Genomic DNA, 22,701 nt, shown 5'->3' on the forward strand with positions numbered 1-22,701 from the left:
CGTCGGCCGGTCCCGCCCGCGGGCGACGTCAGCTCATCCGCAGCGCCAGGAAGAAATCGAGCTTGTCCTCCAGCCGGGACAGGTCACGGCTCGTCAACTGCTCGATCCGCCCCACCCGGTAGCGCAGCGTGTTGACGTGCAGGTGCAGCCGGGCCGCGCAGCGCGTCCAGGAGCCGTCGCAGTCGAGGAAGGCCTCCAGGGTGGGGATCAGCTCGGCGCGGTGCCGGCGGTCGTAGTCCCGCAGCGGGTCGAGCAGCCGCGCGGTGAACGCCCGCCGGACGTCGTCGGGGACGAACGGCAGCAGCAGGACGTGCGAGGCCAGTTCCTGGTGCCCGGCCGCGCACACCCGGCCCGGCCGCGCCGCCGCCACCCGCCGGGCGTGCCGGGCCTCCTCCAGCGCCCCGCGCAGCCCCTCCGCCGAGTGCACGGACGCGCTGACGCCGAGGGTGAGCCGCCCGTCGCCGTCGAGGCCGGCCGACAGCGGCAGCCGTACGGACTCCAGGAGCGCGTCGGCGAGGACCCCGCCCTCGGAGCCGTCGTGCTCGCTCGACACCGCCGGCAGCGGTACGAGCGCGACGGCCTCGTCACCCGTGTGGGCCACGGCGATCCGGTCGGACGGCTCGGGGCCGGTGGCGTGCGGGTCGACCAGGATCTCCTCCAGGAGCGACTGCGCCACCGGGCCGCTCTCCACGTCGGCGCCCTCCCACTCGACCCGGGCCACCACCACCTGCCAGTGCGGGGCCGCGCCCAGCCCGGGCAGCAGCACGGGTGCCGCGACCCGCAGGCGCGCGGCGATCTCGGCGGGCGGCGCGCCCGTCTGCACCAGTTCGAGGACCTCCTGCGCGAGCCGGCGCCGCACCGTGCGCCCCGCGTCCCTCCGGTCCCGCTCGACGGCGATCAGCTGGGTCACGCCCTGGAGCAGGTCGAGTCGTTCCCCGGGCCAGTCCCCGGCGTCCGCCTCGACGGCCAGCAGCCAGTCGGACAGCACCGTCTCGCGCACGTCCCGGGCGCCCTGCGCGGAGCGGCCGCCGCCGCGGACCGGGAAGAGGGAGTACGCCGTGGTCCCCAGGACCAGCCGGTGCGGCCCGCGCCGGCCGGTGCGGGCCGCCGCCAGGTGTTCGGCCGCCAGTGCGGCGCACACCTCGGCGGGCAGCGCGGGGCCGGCCGCCTTGGAGCCGGCGATCAGCCGCCCGGCCGGGGACAGCACCCAGGCCCGCAGGTCCAGGTCCGAGCCGAGCAGGTCGAGGACCACGTCGGGTCCGCCGCCCGCCGGGCCGGAGGTCATCATCCGGCGGTGCCGGTCCACGACGGCCGCGAGGTCGCCGGCCCGCTCCCCGGAGACCTGCCGTACGACGTGCTCGGTGATGGTCGCGAAGGCCACCGACTCGTGCACGGCGAACAGCGGCAGCCGGTGCCGGGCGCAGGCGAGGACGAGGTCCTCGGGGACGTCCCCCAGCTCGGCCTCGCCGGCCGCGAGGGCGGCCACCCCGGCGGCCACCAGGATCCGGACGAACGGCTCGGAGTCCGCCGCGTCCCGGCGCCAGGCCAGGCCGGTGAGGACGAGTTCCCCGCCCGAGAGGTAGCGGCTGGGATCCCGCAGGTCGGTGGTCATCACCCCGCGCACGGTGCGGTCCAGCTCGTCCCCGCCGCCGAGCAGCCGCAGGCCCAGCGCGTCGGTGTCCAGCAGTGCGCGCAGCCGCATTCTCGTCGCCGCCGTTCCTTGTCTCGAAATCTACGATGCATCTTGAGGGACTCGTGGGGAGTCATGGTGACGGGCCCGCCGCCGGGCCGGCGACCGGTGTCCGCCGCCTCCCGGGCCGTGTCCCGGCTGTGTCCCAGGTCACGGGGGGCGTGCCTCGCGTTTCCGGAGGAAAACGAGGAGGTTACCGAGGTTCTCCGTTCATACGAATCTACAAGATGCCCGCCCTGGCCAGCCAACTCCTTCATGGTTTCCGTGACTGACCCCATCGGAGTGCCGCGCTGTGTACTGACGTCGATCCGCGTAAACAGCACATGAACGAGCCGGGCCCGCCGCACACGATCTGGCTTGATCCGTACGCCCCACGAGACGAAGAAGAGAGCCGGTCATGGACTTCCTTCGCCCCGCCAGCTGGGAGGAGGCGCTCGCCGCGAAGGCAGCGCATCCCACCGCTGTGCCGATTGCGGGTGGCACCGACGTGATGGTCGAGATCAACTTCGACCACCGCCGGCCCGAGTACCTGCTCGACCTGAACCGGGTCGGCGACCTCTACGAGTGGGAGGTCGGCGAGGAGAGCGTGCGGCTCGGTGCCTCCGTCCCGTACGCGAAGATCATGGAGCACCTGCGCGGCGCGCTGCCCGGCCTGGCCCTCGCCTCGCACACGGTCGCCTCCCCGCAGATCCGCAACCGCGGCGGCGTCGGCGGCAACCTCGGCACCGCCTCCCCGGCCGGTGACGCCCACCCCGCCCTGCTGGCGGCGGGCGCCGAGGTCGAGGCCGAGTCGGTGCGCGGCTCGCGCCTGATCCCCATCGACGCCTTCTACACCGGCGTGAAGCGCAACGCGCTCGCCCCCGACGAGCTGATCCGGGCCGTGCACGTCAGGAAGGCGGACGGCCCGCAGCAGTACTCCAAGGTCGGCACCCGCAACGCCATGGTCATCGCCGTGTGCGCCTTCGGCCTGGCCCTGCACCCCCGCACCCGTACGGTCCGCACCGGCATCGGCTCGGCCGCTCCGACCCCCGTCCGGGCGAAAACCGCGGAGGACTTCCTGAACGCCGCGCTCGACGAGGGCGGCTTCTGGGACAACGGAAAGATCATCACCCCGTCGGTCGCCAAGCAGTTCGCGGAGCTGTGCGCCGCCGCCTGCAACCCGATCGACGACGTCCGGGGCACGGCGAGCTACCGCCGCCACGCGGTCGGCGTCATGGCCCGCCGCACACTGACCTGGACCTGGGAGTCGTACCGCGGCACCGCCGCCCGCACGGAGGGAGCCGCGTAATGCGCGTCAGTTTCACGGTCAACGGCCGCCCGCAGGAAGCCGACGACGTCTGGGAGGGCGAGTCCCTGCTGTACGTGCTGCGCGAGCGGATGGGCCTGCCCGGCTCCAAGAACGCCTGCGAGCAGGGCGAGTGCGGCTCCTGCACGGTCCGCCTGGACGGCGTTTTGGTGTGCTCCTGTCTGGTCGCGGCCGGCCAGGTCGAGGGCCGCGAGGTGGTCACCGTCGAGGGCCTCGCCGACTTCGCCAAGCAGCGCGCGGAGCAAGGCGGTTGCGCGTCGGGCGCCTGCGGTACGTCCCTCCAGGACGCCCGGCGGTGGGCCGCCGAGGGGCAGGACTCCCACACCGGCGAAGGCACCGAACTCTCCGCCGTCCAGCAGGCGTTCCTCGACGCCGGCGCCGTCCAGTGCGGCTTCTGCACCCCGGGGCTGCTGGTCGCCGCCGACGAGATGCTGGAGCGCAACCCCAACCCCAGCGACGCGGACATCCGCGAGGCGCTCTCCGGCAACCTGTGCCGCTGCACCGGCTACGAGAAGATCATGGACGCGGTCCGCCTGGCGGCCGCCCGACAGGGAGAGGCGGTCTGACGATGCCCCGTGACGCCGCGCCCACCGGCGCTCCCCTCGGCACCCCCACCAAGGTCACCCAGGGCTCCCCGGCCAAGGGCGGCATCGGTGAGTCCACGCTCCGCCCGGACGGCACCCTCAAGGTCACCGGCGAGTTCGCGTACTCGTCCGACATGTGGCACGAGGACATGCTGTGGGGCCAGATCCTGCGCTCCACGGTCGCGCACGCCGAGATCGTCTCCATCGACACGAGCGAGGCGCTGAAACTCCCGGGCGTGCACGCCGTCATGACGTACGACGACCTGCCGACCGACGTGCGCACCTACGGCCTGGAGATCCAGGACACCCCGGTCCTCGCGCACGGCAAGGTGCGCCACCACGGCGAGCCGGTCGCCGTCGTCGCCGCCGACCACCCGGAGACCGCCCGCCGCGCCGCCGCCAGGATCCGGGTCGAGTACCGCGAACTGCCCGTCGTCACCGACGAGGCGTCCGCGACCGCGCCGGACGCCGTCCTGATCCACGAGAACCGCGACGACCACCACGTCGGGCACGTCCCGCACCCCAACATCGTGCACCGCCAGCCGATCGTTCGCGGCGACGTCGCCTCCGCCCGGGAACGCGCGGACTTCGTGGTCGAGGGCGAGTACACCTTCGGCATGCAGGACCAGGCGTTCCTCGGCCCCGAGTCCGGTCTCGCGGTGCCCGCCGAGGACGGCGGCGTCGACCTCTACGTCGCCACCCAGTGGCTGCACTCCGACCTGCGCCAGATCGCGCCCGTGCTCGGCCTGCCCGAGGACAAGGTCCGGATGACGCTGTCCGGCGTCGGCGGCGCGTTCGGCGGCCGCGAGGACCTGTCGATGCAGATCCACGCCTGTCTGCTGGCGCTGCGCACCGGCCGGCCCGTGAAGATCGTCTACAACCGCTTCGAGTCCTTCTTCGGCCACGTCCACCGGCACCCGGCCAAGCTGTACTACGAGCACGGCGCCACCCGCGACGGCAGGCTGACGCACGTCAAGTGCCGCATCGTCCTCGACGGCGGCGCCTACGCCTCCGCGTCCCCCGCGGTCGTCGGCAACGCCTCCTCGCTCGGCGTCGGCCCCTACGTCGTCGACGACGTCGACATCGAGGCCATCGCCCTCTACACCAACAACCCGCCCTGCGGCGCCATGCGAGGCTTCGGCGCGGTCCAGGCGTGCTTCGCCTACGAGGCCCAGATGGACAAGCTCGCCGACGAAGTGGGCCTGGACCGGGTCGAGTTCAGGCAGCGCAACGCGATGACCCAGGGCAGCCTGCTGCCGACCGGGCAGGCGGTCGACTCGCCGGCCCCGGTGGCCGAACTCCTGCGCCGCGTCAAGGCGATGCCCCTGCCGCCCGCGCGCCAGTGGGAGAGCAGCGAGGGCGCGGACGTACGGCAGCTGCCCGGCGGTCTGTCCAACACCACGCACGGCGAGGGCGTCGTACGGGGAGTCGGCTACGCGGTCGGCATCAAGAACGTCGGCTTCTCCGAGGGCTTCGACGACTACTCGACCGCCCGGGTCCGCATGGAGGTCGTCGGCGGCGAACCGGTGGCCACCGTGCACACCGCGATGGCGGAGGTCGGCCAGGGCGGGGTCACCGTCCACGCGCAGATCGCCCGCACCGAGCTGGGGGTCGCGCAGGTGACCATCCAGCCGGCCGACACCCGGGTGGGCAGCGCCGGTTCGACGTCCGCCTCACGTCAGACGTACGTCACCGGCGGCGCCGTGAGGAACTCCTGCGAGCTGGTCCGCGAGAAGGTCCTGGAACTCGGCCGCCGCAGGTTCGGCACCCACCATCCCGCCTGGGCCACCGCCGAGTTGGTCCTGGAGGGCGGCAAGGTCGTCACCGACGGCGGCGAGGTCCTCGCCGACCTGGTGGACGTCCTGGAGGACGAGGCGGTCGAGGTCGAGGCCGAGTGGCGGCACCGGCCGACCGAACCCTTCGACCTGCGCACCGGACAGGGCAACGGCCACGTCCAGTACTCCTTCGCCGCGCACCGCGCCGTCGTCGAGGTGGACACCGAGCTCGGCCTGGTCAAGGTCGTCGAACTGGCCTGTGCCCAGGATGTCGGCAAGGCGCTCAACCCGCTGTCCGTCATCGGTCAGATCCAGGGCGGCACCACCCAGGGGCTCGGCGTCGCGGTCATGGAGGAGATCATCGTCGACCCGAGGACGGCGAAGGTGAAGAACCCCTCCTTCACGGACTACCTGATCCCCACCATCCTCGACACGCCGACCATCCCGGTCGACGTCCTCGAACTCGCCGACGACCACGCGCCGTACGGGCTGCGCGGGGTCGGCGAGGCACCCACCCTGTCCTCGACCCCGGCCGTCCTCGCGGCGATCCGCGCCGCGACGGGTCTGGAGTTGAACCGGACGCCGGTACGCCCCGAACACCTGACGGGTACGGCGTAGCGTCCGCCCGCCGCCGCGAGGGGCCGTGCACCGGGTCCGGGAAACCCCCGGACCGCACGGCCGACGCGGCGGCACCCCGCACCGGATCTCCGCTCCACCGGGCCGACTCCGTTGCGGGACCGCACAGTTGAAACGATCACGTTCGTCTCGGGCCGTCCCCCGGGCCGTCCATTCCCAAATCCCGCAACCGCCGCAGGCGACCGCGGGTGTCCCTGTGAACCTTGGGAGTAGGCCCACATGACCCAGCAGTCCCTGGAGCCGGAGACCGTCGCCGACGACGCGGGTGAGGGAACCCTCGTCCCGGCCGGCCGGTCCTGGCTCGACCGGTACTTCCACATAACCCGGCGCGGCTCGTCGGTCGCGCGTGAGGTGCGCGGCGGCGTCACCACCTTCATGGCGATGGCGTACATCCTCCTCCTCAACCCGCTGATCCTGTCCGGCAAGGACGTGGCGGGGCACGCGCTCGGCCAGAACGCCCTGATCACCGCGACCGCGTTCGCCGCGGCCCTCACCACGCTCCTGATGGGCTTCTTCGGCAGGGTGCCCCTGGCGCTCGCCGCGGGCCTCTCGGTGTCCGGAGTGCTGTCCTCGCAGGTCGTCCCCCAGATGACCTGGCCGCAGGCCATGGGGATGTGCGTGCTGTACGGCGTGGTCATCATGCTGCTGGTCGTCACCGGCCTGCGCGAGATGATCATGAACGCGATCCCGCTCGCGCTCAAGCACGGCATCACCATGGGCATCGGCCTGTTCATCGCCCTGATCGGCCTGGTGAAGGCCGGCTTCGTGCACCAGGGCGAGGCGACCCCGGTCACCCTCGGCCCGGCCGGCGAACTGTCCGGCTGGCCCGTCCTACTCTTCGCCGTCACCCTGCTGGCGATCTTCATGCTCCAGGCGCGGGGCATGCCCGGCGCCATCCTGTTCGGCATCGTCGGCGGCACCGTGCTGGCCGTGCTGCTCAACGCGCTCGGGGTCGTCGACCCGAAGCAGTGGGCGAGCGGAGCCCCCGCCCTGCACGGCAGCGCGGTCTCGATGCCGGACTTCTCGCTCTTCGGGAAGGTCGAGTTCGGCGGCTGGGGTCAGGTCGGCGCGATGACGGTCGGCATGATCGTGTTCACGCTGGTGCTGGCCGGCTTCTTCGACGCCATGGCCACGATCATCGGCGTCGGCACGGAGGCCGGACTCGCCGACCGGCAGGGCAGGATGCCGGGCCTGTCGAAGGCGCTGTTCATCGACGGCGCGGGCGGCGCGATCGGCGGCGTGGCGGGCGCGTCGGGGCAGACCGTGTTCGTCGAGTCCGCGACCGGGGTCGGCGAGGGCGCCCGCACGGGGCTGTCCTCCGTGGTCACCGGCCTGTTCTTCGCCGCCTGTCTGTTCTTCACCCCGCTGACGGCGATCGTGCCGGGCGAGGTGGCCGCCGCCGCCCTGGTGGTCATCGGGGCGATGATGATGACGAACGCCCGGCACGTCGACTGGGCGGACCGGGCCACCGCGATCCCGGTCTTCCTGACCGTCGTGATCATGCCGTTCACGTACTCCATCACGGCGGGCGTCGCGGCCGGTGTCATCGCCTACGTCGCCATCCGCGTCGCCCAGGGCAGGGCGCGGGAGATCGGGGCCTTCATGTGGGGCCTGGCAGTGATCTTCCTGGTCTATTTCGCCCTCTACCCGATTGAGGGCTGGCTGGGCGTTCACTAGGAACAGGCCGGCCGCCCCATTCCGACACTCACCCCTGGCAAGGAGACCGAAGATGCTGGACATCGCCGAGGAGCTCGACCGGTGGGTCGGGCAGGGCCGCGACTTCGCCGTCGCCACGGTGGTGGCCGTCGGGGGCAGCGCCCCCCGGCTGCCGGGCGCCGCCCTCGCGGTGGACGCCGACGGCACGGCGATCGGCTCGGTCTCCGGGGGCTGTGTGGAGGGCGCCGTCTACGAGCTGTGCCGGCAGGCGCTTCAGGACGGGGACACGGTCATCGAGCGCTTCGGCTACAGCGACGAGGACGCCTTCGCCGTGGGGCTGACCTGCGGCGGTGTCATCGACGTCCTCGTCACTCCGGTACGGGCCGGCGACCCGGTCCGTACCGTGGCCGCCGCCGCGCTGTCAGCCGCCGCCCGCGGACGGGCGGCGGCGCTGGCCCGGATCGTGACCGGCCCGGCGGAACTGACCGGCCGCGCCCTGCTCGTACACCCCGACGGCTCCTACGACGGCGGTTTCGGCGCCCATCCCGAACTGGACCGCACGATCGCCGCCGAGGCCGCCGCCTTCCTGGACACCGGCCGCACCGGCACCCTGGAGATCGGTGAGCGGGGCTCGCGCTGCGGGGCGCCGCTGACGGTGCTGGTGGAGTCGTCCGTGCCGCCGCCCCGGATGATCGTGTTCGGCGCGATCGACTTCGCGTCCGCCCTGGTCAGGGTCGGCAGGTTCCTCGGCTTTCACGTGACGGTGTGCGACGCCCGCCCGGTGTTCGCCACCCGGACCCGCTTCCCGGAGGCCGACGAGATCGTCGTCGAGTGGCCCCACACCTATCTGGAGCGGACGTCCGTGGACGCCCGCACGGTGCTGTGCGTCCTGACCCACGACGCCAAGTTCGACATCCCCCTGCTGCGGCTCGCGCTGCGCCTGCCGGTGGCGTACGTCGGCGCCATGGGCTCGCGCCGCACCCACCTCGACCGGGAGGCGCGGCTGCGGGAGAGCGGCGTGAGCGAGCTGGAGCTGACCCGGCTGAGGTCCCCGATCGGCCTCGACCTCGGCGCCCGTACCCCCGAGGAGACGGCTTTGTCGATCGCAGCGGAGATCGTCGCGCACCGGCGTGGCGGCAGCGGTGTCCCGCTGACCGGCGCCCACACCCCGATCCACCACGACCCGGCGGACACCGCTCGGGCGCCGGCGGGGCGGATCGGGTCGGTGGCCTGAACCGGCCCCGGCGGGTTCCAGCGGACCCCGGCCGTCCGCTGTCAGGGCGTCCTGAGCAGCCGGTTCGCCGCCCGTCCGAAGACGTACCGGGCGGCGGCACCGAGCGCGGGGTCGGCGAGGCCGGGCAGCGGGCGGACGCTGACGTCCTCGCGCCACAGCACGCGCGCGCGGCCCCCGGGCCCCGGCCGCACCTCGATCTCGGCCCAGCCCCTGACGATCCGGCCGCGCTTCTCGATCCGGCACAGGCCGGGTTCGCCGTCCACCGGAGGGCGCCAGACCGTCACCTCCATCAGGTCGTCGACCGACAGGAGGCCGAGTCCCGACCGGGCGACGAAGCGTGTCCCCTCGTGCGTCGGCGGGGGCGTGAGCACGCTGACCCGGGTCAGCGGGACCACCTCACCGTGGCGGGGCCACTCCGTGAGCCGGCGCCACGCCTCCTCCGGGGAGAGCGGAGCCGTACGTTCGATGAGGATGTTGACCACGGAAGGATCTTAGGCAGCCCGACCCGTGCGTCCACGCCTTCGGGGCCGGCTCACACGCATGGCCCCATGTCGTGTGGGCGCGCCGGCGTAGCCGGGAGGGCGGCCCGCGCGCGTCGGGCGCGCGCGGACGGGACGATCCCTACGGCGGCTGCCGGCGGCTGGCGAGACGCCTCAGGGCCGGTACACCTTGCCCGGTTCGGCCGTCCCCGGCGCCAGCAGCTGCGGCACGGTCACGAACACGTACCCCCGCTCCTTGAGGGCGTCGATGATGCCGGGCACGGCGGGGACGGTGCCCTGGTAGATGTCGTGCAGCAGGATGATCCCGTCCCGGGACGACTGGGCGAGGACACGGCGGGTGATCAGGTCCGAGTCGGTCGTCGTGTAGTCCTTGGCGGTCACGCTCCACAGCACCTCGGAGAGGCCCAGCTCGCGGCAGATCTTGTGCACCGTGTCGTCGGTACGGCCCTGGGGCGGCCGCATCAGGGTGGGGCGCCGTCCGGTGAGGCGCTGTATCTCCCGGTTGGGGCGCTCCAGTTCGGCGCGTATCGCGTCCGGTGCGATGCGGGTGAGGATCTTGTGGTCCCAGGTGTGGCTGGCCACCTCGTGCCCCTCGGCCGCCATCCGCCGCACGAGGTCCGGGTACGTGTCGATGTGCCGCTTGCCCAGCAGGAAGAAGGTGGCCGGGACGCGCTTGGCCTTGAGGATGTCCAGGAGGCGGGCGGTGTTCTCGCTGGGTCCCGCGTCGAAGGTCAGGGCGATGCACTTGGCCTCCCGGCAGTCCACGCTGCCGAAGCGGGCCGGAGCGCCGCCGGCCGCCTGGGTCCGGGCGGCGCTCGGCGCGACGGCGTCGACGTTCGCGCACCCGGTGAGGGACAGCGCCAGTGCGGTGGCCGCGGCGAACAGGGCGGCGGCACGCAACCCGCCGCTCGTTCTTTCCGTCTTCTTGTTCGATGAAGGCATGTCCGGACTATACACATCGAGTATATACGAGGTGTATAGTGGCTCGGCGCAGGCCCGACTGGCCTCCCCGGCAGGGCGGTTGACTCAGAAAACGGCCGGAAGCCGTCCGGCCGTGCTCGGCTCCGAGGCCGCGGCGGACGCGCCCCGAGTGCCCGGACACCCCCCGTACTGACGGGCGGGTCGGGCCCCGGTCGGGTCGATCACCCGCTGGTCACTGGGTGTAGAACGTGGCGTCCCCCCTGTCGGTCGCCGTGCCCGGATTCTGCACGTACAGCAGGTAGTCGTAGTGACGGACGTAGCGGCCCGCGTAGTTGTACGACTCGTAGGACACGCCCGCCGGGTCGGCCAGCCCCGCCCGCCGGTAGAACGCCGCGTCGGCGGCGAACGACGCCGTGCCGTCGTCCTTCTCCAGCCACACCTCGAAGTTGCGGTGCCGCAGGTAGTAGCCGGGAAGGTTCGCCGACTCCAGCGAGACCGTCCCGCTGCCCGTCAGCCCCGCGACCACACGGAACTGCGAGTCCGCCAGCGGGGAGACGTCCGCGTCGATCCGGGCGCGGTAGTCGTGGTGGCGGACGAACCGCGACGGGAAGTTGTACGAGGACAGGCGCTGCGGCGTCACCCCGTCGGCCACCGGCACACCGAAGTCCGGGGTGCCGTCGGCCTTCCAGTACAGCTTCTGCACACGGGTGCGCCGGTTGGGGTCGTTGAGCGGATCGCCGCTGATGTCACGGTAGTTGCGGTCGTGGTAGACGAGGATGTCGCTCCGGCCGTCCTCCGAGACGGTGAAGGAGTTGTGACCCGGCCCGTACTGGCCGGTGTTGGCGTTGCTCGTGAACACCGGCGTCGGGCTCTTGCTCCAGGACGCCGCGTCGAGCAGGTCGGCGCTCGCGGAGGCGCTCAGCAGTCCCAGGCAGTAGTTGCTGTCGGTGGCGCTCGCCGAGTACGACATGAACACCTTGCCGCCGTGCTGGATCACCGCCGGGCCCTCGTTGACCTTGTATCCGGTCGTCTCCCAGGAGTACGTGGGCCGCGACAACCGCACCGGAGTGCCGCTGATCGTCCAGGGGTTGGCCATCCTGGCGAGGTACAGGTCGGTGTTGTTGTCGAGGGACGGGTCGTGCTGCGCCCAGGCCAGATAGCGGACGCCGTTCACCACGAAGGTGGTGGCGTCGAGGGAGAAACTCTCCCACAGGGTGGTGATCTGGCCCTTCTCCGTCCAGGCGGCGGTGAGCGGGTTGGCGCCGGTGCCCTCCAGGACGTACATCCGGATGGCCCACACGTCGCTCGTGGACCCGGCGGCGAAGTACACGTACCACTTGCCGTCGATGAAGTGGATCTCCGGAGCCCAGATGTGGGCGCCCATCACCCCGCTTGCGTGCTTGGTCCAGATCGTCGTCTCGGGCGCGGTCGACAAGCCCTGGAGTGTGGTCGCCCGGCGCAGCACGATGCGGTCGTACTCGGGCACGGTCGCCGTGAAGTAGTAGTAGCCGTCGGTGTGCCGGAAGATGTGCGGGTCGGCGCGCTTCTCCGCGATCGGGTTGGTGTACGTCACGGCGGGGGAGTCGGGCACGGCGGCCCGGGCGGTGCCCAGCGGGCCGGCGAGGCAGCCCGCCACCGCCACGAGGACGGCGAGGAGCAGCCGAACGGCGTTACGTCTCAAGGGAGTTCTCCAGGTGGGGGGAAGGTTCGGTCAGGTCGTGGGGACCAGGCGCCACTGCTGGCAGGTGTTGTTCAACCACGTCCACTGCCGTACGTCGGTGCCGTCGGCGGTGCCGCAGTCGGCCACGTCGGCGACCTTGCCGCTGTTCTCGTTGACGATCCGCACGTAGTCGCCCGTGGCGGTGAAGACCAGCCGGAAGCGCTGGCACGTGTTGTTCAGCCAGGACCACTGCCGCAGATCGGCGCCGTCGGCGGTGGAGCAGTCGGCCGCGTCGAGCACGCCGCCGGTGGCGACGTCGACCAGCCGGCTGGTGTCGTCCCCCTGGTCCTCGATCCGCCACTTCTGGTTGGTGCCGCCGGTGCAGGTCCACTGGAGGACCTCGGTCCCGTCGGCGCCGCTGCCGCCCGCGAGGTCCAGGCACTTGCCGCTGTTGCGGTTGACCAGGGTGTACGAGGTCGGCGTCGCCGCCGTCTCACCGGACGGGCCGGGCAGCGAGGCGCCGAGGGCGACGGGCGTGCCGAAGTTCGGCGTGCCGTCCGCGTTCCAGGTGAACTTCTGGGCGCGGGTGGTCCGTCCGTTGCCGCAGCCGCCGTTCGCGGAGGAGTTGGCGTGGTAGACGATCCAGTTCTCGGTGCCGTCGGGCGAGGTGAAGAATCCGTTGTGCCCGGGGCCGTACACGCCGCCTGCGTCCGCGCGCTGGAAGACGGGCGTCTGCTTCTTGGTCCAGGACGCCGGGCTCAGCGGGTCGGAACCGGTCAACTCCAGCTGCCCGAGCTTGTAGTCGGGGGTCTGGCAGTAGCTCGCCGAGTAGGTCAGGAAGGTGCGGCCGTCGTGGTAAAGCGGCTCGGGGCCCTCGTTGACCGGCGCGCCCGAGGTCTCCCAGCTGAGGGTGGGGCTGGAGATGACCGTGAAGGAACGGCTCGCCAGGGTGTACGGGTTGCTCATCGGCGCGATGACCAGGCTCTGGGTGCTGCCGTTCACCGACCCGCTGCCGACGAGGTACAGGCTGCCTTTCGCCTGGAGCACGGTGGCGTCGATCAGCCAGCCGCCCGGCGAGAGGTTCGACCCGGTGAGCGAGCCCTTGTAGGTGTAGGGACCCAGCGGGTCGGTGCCGGCGCTCTCCAGGACGTGCGTGCGCTGCGAGTCGCAACAGGCCACGCCGCTCTGGGCGGCGGAGTAGTACAGGTACCAGTGGCCGTCGAAGAGGTGGAGCTCGGGCGCCCAGATGTTGGTGTCGCGCGTCGAGGTGGTGTCGGACCACACCTGGACGGTGGGTGCCGTGGCGAGGCCCGCGAGCGTCGGCGACTTGCGTATGCCGAGGACGCCGGTGAACGTCGTGGTGATCAGGTAGTAGTTTCCGTCGTGGTACTGGAGCCAGGGGTCGGCGCCCTTGGACGACTTGAGCGGGTTGGTGTACGGCCGACCCGCCGCGGCGGTGGCCGGCTGCGTGAACGCCACCAGGGCGACCAGCGCGGTGAGCACACACAGGAGCAGCGGGGCCGGACGCCGGGGACCGGATCGTCCCGGGCGCGGCGGGGCATGCGGATGGGGCATTCGAGGCATACGCGACCGTTCCTGTCCGTAATATCGAACGTGGTTCGTGAATTCGATCAGAAGATAGGGGCGGGGCATGTCCCGGTCAACGGTTTCGCCAGGACCGGCCGGTGTGGCCGTCGCGGGCGGAAGGCGTCGGATCGCCCGGGGGCGTCAGGGGGGCCGTACCAGTCCCGACTCGTAGGCGAAGACGACCGCCTGCACCCGGGCCCGTGCGCCGATCTTGGTCAGGATGTTGCTGACGTGGGACTTCACCGTGGTCGGGGCGATGGACAGGCGCCGTGCGATCTCGGCGTTGGACCAGCCGGAGGCGACCGCGGTCAGCACGTCGCGCTCACGCCCGGTCAGGGATCCGAGGCGCAGTTCCTGGCCGGTCGTCGGGGCGGGGCCCTGTCTGCGCACCACGTCGATGAGCTCGCGGGTCAGGCCGGGCGGGATGACGGCGTTCCCGGCGGCGACCGCGCGCACGGCGGCGACGAGTTCGGCGGGCAGCGCGTTCTCGGGCAGGAACCCGCCGGCGCCCGCGCGCAGGGCGGCGTGAGCGTATGCGTCGAGTCCGCCGGTGCCCAGAAGCAGCAGGCGGGGCGCGTGTCCGCCGGCTCCGGCGGAACCGCGGACCGGCGGGACGAGCAGGGCGCGGGGGTGGGTGATCCGGCGAATGGTGGCGATGACGGCCGTACCGTCCAGGTCGTTCGTGCCGCTCCCGCCGTCGGGCATGCGGCCGTCCAACAGGACGACGTCGGGGCGCAGTTCGTCACTCGCGCGGACCGCCTCGGTGCCGCCGGACGCCTCGCCGGCGACGCTCAGACCGCTCTGTGCGGTGAGGAGCATGCGCAGTCCGAGGCGTTGCAGTGCCTGGTCGCTGACGACGAGGACCGCGGTCGTGCCGGTCGCTCTCGCCGGGGAGAGCCCGCTCGCCGTGGACGGCCCGGGGTGTCGCTCGGGCATGAGCCCTCCCGTCTGAACGAAACGGTATCGTTCACCTTGGATCCTCAGACTAGCCCCGCCACTATCGAAACGGCACCGTTTTCTTTGTGCTCCGGGTCACATGCGCGAGGGTCGAGGCGCCATGGCCGTCGAGGTCGGGTCGCCGTCCCCGTCGAGCCCGCAACCGCAGCTCACCTGCTGGGTCTCATCGCGCAACGCGCCGTATGCTGGCCGCCATGAGGCGGACATCCTTTGCGCAGTGGCCTTGCTCCATCGCCCGGACCATGGACCTCCTGGGGGACTGGTGGACCCCACTGGTGCTGCGCGAGGCGTTCTACGGCATCCAGCGCTTCGACGCGTTCCAGCAGGCGCTGGGGATCGCCCGCAACACCCTGACGGACCGGCTGCGCCGCCTGGTGGACGAGGGGCTGCTGGAGAAACGGCCGTACCAGACGGAACCGGTCAGGTACGACTACGTCCTCACCGAGAAGGGCCGCGACTTCTACGGCGTCCTGCTGGTGATGAACCGGTGGGGCGACCGCTGGCTGGCCGGAGAGGCGGGCCCGCCGGTCACCACGCTGCACGAGACGTGCGGCCGGGAGAGCCACGCCGAGGTGGTGTGCGCGGACTGCGGCGAGCCGATGACCGCCGACAACACCCGCGCCCGGATGGGCCCCGGCTACCCGCCGCACCTGGCCGAACGACCCGACGTGCGCGAGCGGTTCACGGGCTGACCCGGCGGACGCCCCACGGTTCCCCGATGGGTCCTCGGCGGTCGCGCCGGGGTCCGTCCACCCTTGACAAGTTAGTCTATCTACGCAACTTTACTGGTCAGGGCCTCACGGGATGGCGAGGCTTCAAGAGCGGGGAGGGCCGCAGGATCATGGAGTGGACGGGAGCGCGCTATGCGGACAAGCCGACGGTCGAGGTGCGGACCTGGATCGCCGCCCCGCCGGAGCGGGTCTGGACGCTGGTGTCCGACATCGAGCTGATGCCGAGGACCAGCTCCGAACTGCAGTCGGTGGAATGGCTGGACGGCCGCGACGCGCCCGCGCTGGGCGCCCGTTTCGTCGGCCGGAGCAGCCACGCGTCGCTGGGGGAGTGGGCCACCACGTCCCACATCGTCGAGTACGAGCCGTACCGCCGGCTCGCCTGGGCGGTGGAGGACCCGCACCACCCCACGGCGATCTGGCGCTTCACCCTGGAACCCGGGAACGGCGGCACGCTGCTGCGGCAGTGGATGCAGATGGGGCCGGGCCGCTCCGGCCTGTCCTTCGCCATCGACAGCATGCCGGACAAGGAACAGAAGATCGTCTTCGTACGCATGCGGGAGTTCGAGGCCAACATGGCCGCCACCGTCGAAGCGATCAAGAAGCTGGCAGAGGATGCCCAGGCGCCGGGAGAGGCGAGTCTGTGATGCGTACGTCCACCACGATCGAGGCGTCCGGGGGCGACTGGCGGGAGACCGTCGACTACGTCACCGAGGCGGAGCGGCTCGGCCTGGACATCTGCTGGGTCGCGGAGGCCTGGGGCTCCGAGGCGCCGTCACCGCTCGGCTACCTCGCCGCCAGGACCGAACGCCTGCTCCTCGGCTCCGGGATCATCCAGCTCGGCACCCGTACCCCGGCGGCCATCGCCCGCGCCGCGATCACACTGTCGCAGATCTCCGAAGGCCGCTTCCTGCTCGGCCTCGGCCCCTCCGGGCCGCAGGTGATCGAAGGGCTGCACGGCGTGCCCTTCGCCCGGCCGCTGTCCCGGATGCGGGAGACCGTCGACATCGTGCGCCGGGCCGCCTCGGGCGAGAAACTCTCCTACTCCGGACGGGAGTTCCAGATCCCGCTGCCGGGCGGGGAGGCGAAGCCCATGCGTCTGTCGATGCGCTCCGACCACGACATCCCCGTCTACCTGGCGACCCTCTCACCGAAGATGCTGCACCTGACCGGTGAGGTCGCCGACGGCTGGCTGGGCACCAGTTTCGTGCCCGAAGGCGCCAAGGCCGCCTACTTCGACCACATAGACGAGGGCCTCGCCGCGTCCGGCCGTACCCGCGCCGACCTCGACATCTGCCAGGGCGCCGAGGTCGCCTTCGCCGACGACGAGGACGCGCTGCGCGCCATGGTGGCCGGCCGCAAGAAGGAACTCGCCTTCAGCCTGGGCGGGATGGGCTCCGCGACGACGAACTACTACAACAGCGCCTACAGCCGGCAGGGCTGGGCGGACGTCGCGGCCGAGGTCCGCGACCGCTGGCAGGCCGGGGACCGCGACGGCGCCGCCGGCCTCGTCACCGACGAGATGGTCCTGGCGACCACCCTGATCGGCACCGAGGCCATGGTCCGCGAACGCCTGCGCGTATGGCGCGAGGCCGGCGTCGACACCGTCCGCCTCTACCCCGCAGGCGAGACCCTCGACGCCCGACTCACCACCCTGGGCCGGGCGATCGACCTGGTCCGGGAGGTGGAGAAGGGGGAGGCTGTGACGCAGTAGCCGCGCGACTCCGTCCGGGACGGCTCAGACGGTCCGGGCTGACGCTGCGCCCTGATCTACCAGTTGGTCAGGTCGACCAGGAGATCGCAGTGCGGGTCGTCCGGGGCCGGCCGCCGGTACTGCTCCTCCCCGACGAGGGAGGGGAGCGAAGCGAGGAGCGCCGTGGCGGGTGTCGCGGTCAGGCGGATGTCGGCGCCGAGGATGCCGGGCCGGTCGGGACGCCGCACGTACAGACGCAGCAGACCGTCGCCGTGCATCAGGAAGCCGATCAGGAAGGGGTCCTCGTCGTCGCCGGGGGCCGCCAGGGCGTGAACGGCCGTGAGTGCCCTACCCTGTTCGGGTTCCGGGTCCGGAGTGATCTCCTCCGGGCGCAGACGGATGAGGGTCATCCCCATGACCTCGCTGACATCGCTGCTGCTGTAGAGCTGGGGTCCGGTCAGGACGGTGCGCAGCAGGCCGGGGACGTGGTACGGGCTCACCGTGTCGTGGGGGATCTCGTACAGGAAGTCCCGGCGGTGCTCGTCGTCGCCGGCGCGGATGGCGACACGTACGGCGCCGGGCGCGGGCAGTACGCCGCGCAGGCGGCAGTACTCGGCGACCGGAGCGTTCAGGTGGTATAGCAGGCGGCGGGTCATGTCCGCCTGCTGCTCGCGGTCTTCGGGATCGGTCACGGATGCTTCCAGACGGGGCACTTGTCGGTCGGTCGGTCGCGGCGGAAGGCGTTGGCGACGCCGATCTTCCGTCCCCCGACCTGCGGTGGACTCGGGGCGCCGCATGCGAAGGCGACACCGCCGTACTTCGGGTGGCCGTGGAAGTCGTCGCGGGTCAACGTCGTCGTGAACGGACGCGGCCAGCGTAGAGCACTGGCGGATGCCGGGACGGTGGGTGAGGTGGTCCCGGCTGAAGGGGGAGGTGCCGCATCGGGTGACGACGAGACGACGTGACGGCCGTCAGGGTCGGTTGTGTTGCGGGGTACGCGCTCGTCCCGGAGGTTGAATGGGTTGCACAGGCTGTCCGCCGGGAGCGGGGCGGGTCTCGCAGGAGGCGGCGTCGCTCCCACCAGAAAGGAACGTTCCATGGATGAGCAGGGCGAGCACTTCGACGTCGTCGTCCTCGGGGCCGGACCCGGCGGGTACGTCGCCGCGGTCCGCGCTGCCCAACTGGGCAAGAAAGTCGCGGTCGTCGAGGAGAAGTACTGGGGCGGCGTCTGCCTGAACGTCGGCTGCATCCCCACCAAGGCGCTGCTGCGCAACGCCGAACTGGCGCACATCTTCACCCGCGAGGCGAAGACCTTCGGCATCAAGGTCGACGGCGAGGTCTCCTTCGACTACGGCGAGGCGTTCCGGCGCAGCCGCAAGGTGGCCGACGGCCGGGTCAAGGGCGTCCACTACCTGATGAAGAAGAACAAGATCACGGAGATCAGCGGGCGCGGCACGTTCCGTGATCCGCACACCCTCGACGTGGCGGAGTTCGACGGCTCGACGCGGACCATCGCGTTCGACCACTGCGTCATCGCCACCGGCGCCACCCCCAAACTGCTCCCCGGCACCCGCCGCACCTCCCGCGTGGTGACGTACGAGGAGCAGATCCTCGCCGAGGAGCTCCCGCGGTCCATCGTGATCGCGGGCGCCGGCGCGATCGGCATCGAGTTCGCCTACGTCCTGCACAACTACGGCGTGAAGGTCACCGTCGTCGAGTTCCTCGACCGGGTCGCACCCCTGGAGGACGCCGAGATCTCCGCCGAACTCGCCCGTCAGTACCGCAAGTTGGGCATCGACGTCCTCACCTCAACCCGGGTGGAGTCCATCGACGAGTCGGGCCCGCAGGTCCGGGTCACGGTCACCGGCAAGGACGGCGCCCAGCAGGTCCTGGAGGCCGACAAGGTCCTCCAGGCCATCGGCTTCGCCCCCAACGTGACCGGCTACGGCCTGGAGAACACGGGCGTCGCCCTCACCGAACGCGGCGCGATCGACGTCGACGGCCGCTGCCGTACCTCCGTCCCGCATCTCTACGCCATCGGGGACGTCACCGCCAAGCTGATGCTCGCGCACGCCGCCGAGGCGATGGCCATGGTCGCCGCGGAGACCCTCGCCGACGCCGAGACGATGGAACTCGACTACGCGATGATCCCGCGCGCCACCTTCTGCCAGCCGCAGATCGCCAGTTTCGGCTGGACCGAGGCGCAGGCCCGGGAGAAGGGTTTCGACGTGCGGGTGGTCAAGTTCCCCTTCACCGCCAACGGCAAGGCGCACGGTCTGGGCGACGCGAGCGGCTTCGTGAAGCTCATCAGCGACGGCCGCCACGGCGAGCTGATCGGGGGGCACCTGATCGGCCCGGACGTCACCGAGCTGCTGCCCGAGCTGACCCTGGCCCAGCAGTGGGACCTCACCGTCCACGAGGTGGCCCGCAACGTCCACGCCCACCCGACGCTGGGCGAAGCGGTCAAGGAGGCGGTCCACGGACTCGCCGGTCACATGATCAACATGTAGGGGGCGCGCCGGTGCCTGGGGCGTGGTGCGTGCCGCTTGCCGACCAGGACCTTGAGCGGCGGGGGCACAGCGCAGGTGCATGTGCGGGCGCAGTCGAAGTCGCAGGCACGGTTCGGCGGCTGTGGGCTGTGGGCTGTGTACGGCAGGTCGTGTGCCGTGACCTGTGTACGGCTCACTGCATACAACGAACTGTTTATCGCGCACTGCGTACAACGAACTGTGTACGGCGCACCGCGTACGGAGGCCCGCGCACGGCGGCCCATGCGCTGCGGCCCGTGTACTGCCCACGGTGGACTGCGGACTGCATACAGAAAGCGACCGTCCCCGGGATGACGTCCCGGGGGCGGTCGTGCAGCCACGTCAGGCCGCGCTCGGCGCCGTCGCGAGGGTCTGCTTGACGTACCGCGTCGTGTCGTCGGCGAGGATCTCGGTCAGGCCCTGTTCGAGGCCGGCCAGCGCCTGGGCGGCCACGTCCGCGGGGTCGGTCTTCTGGTCGGCGGGGATGCCGGAGGCCATGTCGGTGTCCATGTATCCGACGTGCAGCGCCGAGACGCTGATGCCGCGCGGGGCCAGCTCCTCCCGGGCCGCGTTGGTCAGCGCCCAGGCGGCCGCCTTGGCCGCCGCGTAGGCGCCGAGGCCGGCGGGGTGCAGCCAGGAGAGCACCGACAGGACGTTGAGCACGGCGCCACCGCCGTTGCCCTCGATGACAGGCGCGAACGCCCGCGTCACCGCGAGCGGGCCGAAGAAGTTCGTCTCCATCTCCAGTCGCACCCCGTCCACGTCGCCGGCGAGCAGGGGTGTGGCGGTGGAGATGCCGGCGTTGTTCACCAGCAGCGTGGCGTCCGACGCGATGCGCGCGGCGGCCAGGATCGACTCCTCGTCCGTCACGTCCAGGCGCAGCGGGGTCACGCCGGGCAGGTCGACTGTTTCGGGCCGACGGGCCGCCGCGTACACCTTGGCGCCGCGCTCCACGAGCTGTGCGGCCAACTGGCGGCCGAGGCCCCGGTTGGCACCGGTGACGACGGCGACGGTGTCCTTGAGTTCCATGTCCGCTCCCAGTGCTGGGGGACCCGGACGACCGGATCCCTAATAGATTATGCTCACAATCTAAACCGGAGTCTAGGATAGATTGCAACCGACATCCAAATGGGAGGTGGCCGATGGGTCGCGTGTCACAGGCGCAGGCGCGGGAGAACCGTGAGCGGGTCGTGCGGACCGCCTCCCGGCTGTTCCGTGAGCAGGGCACACAGGTCGGCGTCGCCGAGCTGATGAAGGCGTCCGGACTGACCCACGGCGGCTTCTACAAGCAGTTCGCCTCGAAGGAGGCGCTCATCGACGAGGCCACCGCGCTGGCCTTCGGCGAACTGAACGAGAGCCGCACGGCCGCGGTCGAGTCGGGCAGCGATGAACGCGCCGCCGCTCAGCGGGCGTTGGTCGACACCTATCTCTCCGTCCAGCACCGCGACAACCCGGCGGAGGGCTGCCCCGTCGCCGGGCTCGCCCAGGACATGGCGCGCGACAGCGGCAGTCGCGAGGCCCACCGGGTCTACGCCGAGGGAGTGGGTGACTTCGCCGAGTGGCTCGCCACCGAGGACCAGGACGGAATCGCCCGGCTGTGCACGATGGTCGGCGCGCTCGTCCTCTCCCGCGCGACCAGGGACACCCCGCTCTCCGAGGAGATCCTCACGGCCGCGCGCACGGCGCTGACGGAGACCGGCTGAGCGAGGACACCCGGGCGGCTCCCACTCCGGTCGGGAGTCGGGGGTCGGGGCCGGGGCGAGGGCCGTCCGAGGTGAACGCGGTCCCGGAAAGAACGCTGGCCGCGTCGACTGACCGGTGTCAGCGGCGCACCGGGTGACCGTTCACCCGTCCCCCTCCGCCGTCCCCGCGTCCGCCCCCGCCCCCGCGCCCGTTTCCGCCTCCGCCTCCGCCGCGGACTCGGTCGACGTCGGGCGGCGACGGCCGAACGCCAGCACGGCCCCCGCCCCGATGACGATCCCGAGCGCGGCGAAGCCGTAGGGCAGTGTGGTGAGGGAGGCCACCGCGGCGACGAGCAACGGGCCGCCCGCGTCGCCGAGTTCGCGGCCGAGTTCCGCGGCGCCCATGGTCTGGCCCAGGCGTCCAGGACTGGTCGAGGAGGCCAGCGCGGCGAAGCCCAGCGGGGTGATCAGCCCCGTGCCGGCGCCGATCAGTGCGGCCCCCACCAAAACGCCGGTGAGGCCGGGCAGCATCGCGCCGGCCAGCCCGGTCGCGGTGACCGAGAGCCCCACCGCGAGACCGGAGCGGGTCGCGAGCCGTCCCTCGTCCAGGGCGCGACCGGCACGCGGCTGCACGACGGCCGCACAGGCCGCGAGCACCGACACGGCCGCGCCGGTGGCGACGGTGCCCAGTCCTGCCGCACGCCCGAGGACGGGCAGGAAGCCCACGCCGACCGAGAGCGCGGCGGTCGCCGCGGCCAGCGCCGCGGTCGGGGCGAGGAAGACGGGATCGGCGAGCCGCCGGGCCAGGTCCAGCACCGTCTGCCGAGCCTTCGGCAGTGGGCGTACGACGGGGACGGCGAGCGCGGCCCAGCCGGCGACGGCCGCGCCGAGCACCGCGAGGACGGCGAACAGCAGCGTGAGACCGCCCGCCCGCACCAGGACGCCGCCGAGCAGCGGGCCGAGCGTGTAGCCGACGGACTTGTAAAAGCCGTAGCTGCCGAAGGCGCGGCCGTGTTTCGCGGCCGGGTTGAGCCGGGCCACCAACGCGGAGGCGGAGGGGGAGAAGGCGGAGGCCGCGGCGCCCTGGCCGAGGCGGGCCGCCCACAACCAGCCGGGGCTGTCCGCCACCACGTAGAGCGCGGAGGCCGCCGCGAACGCGACGAGACCGCCGAGCAGCACCGGACGGGCGCCGATCCGGTCCGCGAGGGTGCCGAAGACCGGCTTGAGCAGCACCTCGGCGCCGTCGTACAGGGCGAGCAGCCCGCCCAGGACCAGCAGCGAGGTGACCGCGTCGTGGGAGAACCCGCCGAGGTTGGCCGCGATGCCGTGGGCGCCGAAGGCCGTGGTGAAGCCGGCCGCGTAGAGGGGCCACATCTGACGGGCCGGAGCTGCCGAGGCCGCGGGTGCCGCGCTCATCGGCCGGCACCGTTCGGCGGGTCGGGGGGCGCCGCACCGTCGCGCCGGGCGGGCGCCCCGCAGGCCGTCCGCCGGGACGGCACCGCGCGATCCCCGTTCCCGGGGACGGGCGGCAGCCCCGCAGCATCCCTGCTCGACACGCTCGACA

19 protein-coding genes are annotated in these 22,701 nt (G+C 72.0%); 10 read left to right on the forward strand and 9 right to left on the reverse strand.

The features are described 5' to 3' along the window. Positions 1 to 28 precede the first annotated feature (28 nt). Positions 29 to 1,702 carry a PucR family transcriptional regulator ligand-binding domain-containing protein gene (locus ABZT03_RS09470; RefSeq protein WP_356035828.1) on the reverse strand — a complete coding sequence of 558 codons (1,674 nt, stop codon included), beginning with the start codon at positions 1,700 to 1,702 and terminating at the stop codon, positions 29 to 31. Between the two features lie 385 nt (positions 1,703 to 2,087). On the opposite strand from ABZT03_RS09470, the gene ABZT03_RS09475 reads away from it, so the two are divergent. From ABZT03_RS09475 to ABZT03_RS09495, 5 genes are all read left to right on the forward strand, one after another. After that, positions 2,088 to 2,978, forward strand: coding sequence for an FAD binding domain-containing protein (locus tag ABZT03_RS09475; protein ID WP_356035831.1), 891 nt, complete (start codon positions 2,088 to 2,090; stop codon positions 2,976 to 2,978). After that, positions 2,978 to 3,562, forward strand: coding sequence for a (2Fe-2S)-binding protein (locus ABZT03_RS09480; protein ID WP_356035833.1), 585 nt, complete (start codon positions 2,978 to 2,980; stop codon positions 3,560 to 3,562). The genes ABZT03_RS09475 and ABZT03_RS09480 overlap by 1 nt, the downstream gene beginning before the upstream one ends. 2 nt (positions 3,563 to 3,564) lie before the next feature. Then, complete coding sequence (gene pucD, locus ABZT03_RS09485) at positions 3,565 to 5,973, forward strand: xanthine dehydrogenase subunit D (protein ID WP_356035836.1); 2,409 nt, start codon at positions 3,565 to 3,567, stop codon at positions 5,971 to 5,973. Between the two features lie 237 nt (positions 5,974 to 6,210). Further along, positions 6,211 to 7,668, forward strand: coding sequence for an NCS2 family permease (locus ABZT03_RS09490; RefSeq protein WP_356035839.1), 1,458 nt, complete (start codon positions 6,211 to 6,213; stop codon positions 7,666 to 7,668). Positions 7,669 to 7,720: 52 nt separating this feature from the next. Beyond that, entirely contained in the window at positions 7,721 to 8,881 is a 1,161-nt protein-coding gene (locus ABZT03_RS09495) for an XdhC/CoxI family protein (RefSeq protein ID WP_356035842.1), read from the forward strand. A 41-nt stretch (positions 8,882 to 8,922) separates the two neighbouring features. On the opposite strand, the gene ABZT03_RS09500 is transcribed toward ABZT03_RS09495, so the two are convergent. From ABZT03_RS09500 to ABZT03_RS09520, 5 genes are all read right to left on the reverse strand, one after another. Then, complete coding sequence (locus ABZT03_RS09500; RefSeq protein WP_356035844.1) at positions 8,923 to 9,363, reverse strand: SRPBCC family protein; 441 nt, start codon at positions 9,361 to 9,363, stop codon at positions 8,923 to 8,925. Between the two features lie 171 nt (positions 9,364 to 9,534). Continuing rightward, complete coding sequence (locus ABZT03_RS09505; RefSeq protein ID WP_356035847.1) at positions 9,535 to 10,323, reverse strand: polysaccharide deacetylase family protein; 789 nt, start codon at positions 10,321 to 10,323, stop codon at positions 9,535 to 9,537. Positions 10,324 to 10,534: 211 nt separating this feature from the next. Then, a complete protein-coding gene (locus ABZT03_RS09510) occupies positions 10,535 to 11,983 on the reverse strand; it encodes a family 43 glycosylhydrolase (RefSeq protein ID WP_356035850.1) in 1,449 nt (482 codons plus the stop codon). A gap of 30 nt (positions 11,984 to 12,013) precedes the next feature. After that, a complete protein-coding gene (locus ABZT03_RS09515) occupies positions 12,014 to 13,537 on the reverse strand; it encodes a family 43 glycosylhydrolase (RefSeq protein WP_356035972.1) in 1,524 nt (507 codons plus the stop codon). Positions 13,538 to 13,690: 153 nt separating this feature from the next. Continuing rightward, complete coding sequence (locus ABZT03_RS09520) at positions 13,691 to 14,485, reverse strand: response regulator transcription factor (protein ID WP_356035852.1); 795 nt, start codon at positions 14,483 to 14,485, stop codon at positions 13,691 to 13,693. Between the two features lie 263 nt (positions 14,486 to 14,748). On the opposite strand from ABZT03_RS09520, the gene ABZT03_RS09525 reads away from it, so the two are divergent. From ABZT03_RS09525 to ABZT03_RS09535, 3 genes are all read left to right on the forward strand, one after another. Continuing rightward, positions 14,749 to 15,198, forward strand: a complete 450-nt coding sequence (locus ABZT03_RS09525) for a helix-turn-helix domain-containing protein (protein ID WP_356035855.1) — start codon at positions 14,749 to 14,751, stop codon at positions 15,196 to 15,198. Between the two features lie 149 nt (positions 15,199 to 15,347). After that, complete coding sequence (locus ABZT03_RS09530) at positions 15,348 to 15,881, forward strand: SRPBCC family protein (RefSeq protein ID WP_356035858.1); 534 nt, start codon at positions 15,348 to 15,350, stop codon at positions 15,879 to 15,881. After that, the gene (locus ABZT03_RS09535) at positions 15,881 to 16,948 is read left to right on the forward strand and encodes an LLM class flavin-dependent oxidoreductase (RefSeq protein WP_356035860.1); all 1,068 of its coding nucleotides are present in this window, start codon (positions 15,881 to 15,883) and stop codon (positions 16,946 to 16,948) included. Before ABZT03_RS09530 ends, ABZT03_RS09535 begins: the two co-directional genes overlap by 1 nt. Before the next feature lie 56 nt (positions 16,949 to 17,004). On the opposite strand, the gene ABZT03_RS09540 is transcribed toward ABZT03_RS09535, so the two are convergent. Then, positions 17,005 to 17,619, reverse strand: coding sequence for a hypothetical protein (locus tag ABZT03_RS09540; protein ID WP_356035862.1), 615 nt, complete (start codon positions 17,617 to 17,619; stop codon positions 17,005 to 17,007). 405 nt (positions 17,620 to 18,024) lie between these two features. Between ABZT03_RS09540 and lpdA the strand changes: the two genes are divergently transcribed. Continuing rightward, entirely contained in the window at positions 18,025 to 19,437 is a 1,413-nt protein-coding gene (gene lpdA / locus ABZT03_RS09545) for a dihydrolipoyl dehydrogenase (protein WP_356035865.1), read from the forward strand. Between the two features lie 360 nt (positions 19,438 to 19,797). On the opposite strand, the gene ABZT03_RS09550 is transcribed toward lpdA, so the two are convergent. Continuing rightward, positions 19,798 to 20,484 carry an SDR family oxidoreductase gene (locus ABZT03_RS09550; RefSeq protein WP_356035868.1) on the reverse strand — a complete coding sequence of 229 codons (687 nt, stop codon included), beginning with the start codon at positions 20,482 to 20,484 and terminating at the stop codon, positions 19,798 to 19,800. 113 nt (positions 20,485 to 20,597) lie between these two features. On the opposite strand from ABZT03_RS09550, the gene ABZT03_RS09555 reads away from it, so the two are divergent. Beyond that, positions 20,598 to 21,158: a TetR/AcrR family transcriptional regulator gene (locus tag ABZT03_RS09555; protein WP_356035871.1), complete on the forward strand. Its 561-nt coding sequence runs from the start codon at positions 20,598 to 20,600 to the stop codon at positions 21,156 to 21,158. Positions 21,159 to 21,299: 141 nt separating this feature from the next. On the opposite strand, the gene ABZT03_RS09560 is transcribed toward ABZT03_RS09555, so the two are convergent. Continuing rightward, positions 21,300 to 22,553: an MFS transporter gene (locus ABZT03_RS09560; RefSeq protein ID WP_356035874.1), complete on the reverse strand. Its 1,254-nt coding sequence runs from the start codon at positions 22,551 to 22,553 to the stop codon at positions 21,300 to 21,302. Positions 22,554 to 22,701: the final 148 nt, after the last annotated feature.

The sequence above is a fragment of the Streptomyces sp. NPDC005574 genome (assembly GCF_040605435.1).
Taxonomy (GTDB): Bacteria; Actinomycetota; Actinomycetes; order Streptomycetales; family Streptomycetaceae; genus Streptomyces.

What these genes read in the sequence shown, in the direction of transcription:
- ABZT03_RS09560 (WP_356035874.1), bottom strand. Translation starts at nt 22,553, where the DNA reads ATGAGCGCGGCACCCGCGGCCTCGGCAGCTCCGGCCCGTCAGATGTGG.
- ABZT03_RS09480 (WP_356035833.1), top strand. Translation starts at nt 2,978, where the DNA reads ATGCGCGTCAGTTTCACGGTCAACGGCCGCCCGCAGGAAGCCGACGAC.
- ABZT03_RS09505 (WP_356035847.1), bottom strand. Translation starts at nt 10,323, where the DNA reads ATGCCTTCATCGAACAAGAAGACGGAAAGAACGAGCGGCGGGTTGCGT.
- ABZT03_RS09525 (WP_356035855.1), top strand. Translation starts at nt 14,749, where the DNA reads ATGGACCTCCTGGGGGACTGGTGGACCCCACTGGTGCTGCGCGAGGCG.
- ABZT03_RS09470 (WP_356035828.1), bottom strand. Translation starts at nt 1,702, where the DNA reads ATGCGGCTGCGCGCACTGCTGGACACCGACGCGCTGGGCCTGCGGCTG.
- ABZT03_RS09530 (WP_356035858.1), top strand. Translation starts at nt 15,348, where the DNA reads ATGGAGTGGACGGGAGCGCGCTATGCGGACAAGCCGACGGTCGAGGTG.
- ABZT03_RS09490 (WP_356035839.1), top strand. Translation starts at nt 6,211, where the DNA reads ATGACCCAGCAGTCCCTGGAGCCGGAGACCGTCGCCGACGACGCGGGT.
- pucD (WP_356035836.1), top strand. Translation starts at nt 3,565, where the DNA reads ATGCCCCGTGACGCCGCGCCCACCGGCGCTCCCCTCGGCACCCCCACC.
- lpdA (WP_356035865.1), top strand. Translation starts at nt 18,025, where the DNA reads ATGGATGAGCAGGGCGAGCACTTCGACGTCGTCGTCCTCGGGGCCGGA.
- ABZT03_RS09475 (WP_356035831.1), top strand. Translation starts at nt 2,088, where the DNA reads ATGGACTTCCTTCGCCCCGCCAGCTGGGAGGAGGCGCTCGCCGCGAAG.
- ABZT03_RS09520 (WP_356035852.1), bottom strand. Translation starts at nt 14,485, where the DNA reads ATGCCCGAGCGACACCCCGGGCCGTCCACGGCGAGCGGGCTCTCCCCG.
- ABZT03_RS09555 (WP_356035871.1), top strand. Translation starts at nt 20,598, where the DNA reads ATGGGTCGCGTGTCACAGGCGCAGGCGCGGGAGAACCGTGAGCGGGTC.
- ABZT03_RS09495 (WP_356035842.1), top strand. Translation starts at nt 7,721, where the DNA reads ATGCTGGACATCGCCGAGGAGCTCGACCGGTGGGTCGGGCAGGGCCGC.
- ABZT03_RS09550 (WP_356035868.1), bottom strand. Translation starts at nt 20,484, where the DNA reads ATGGAACTCAAGGACACCGTCGCCGTCGTCACCGGTGCCAACCGGGGC.
- ABZT03_RS09515 (WP_356035972.1), bottom strand. Translation starts at nt 13,537, where the DNA reads ATGCCCCATCCGCATGCCCCGCCGCGCCCGGGACGATCCGGTCCCCGG.
- ABZT03_RS09535 (WP_356035860.1), top strand. Translation starts at nt 15,881, where the DNA reads ATGCGTACGTCCACCACGATCGAGGCGTCCGGGGGCGACTGGCGGGAG.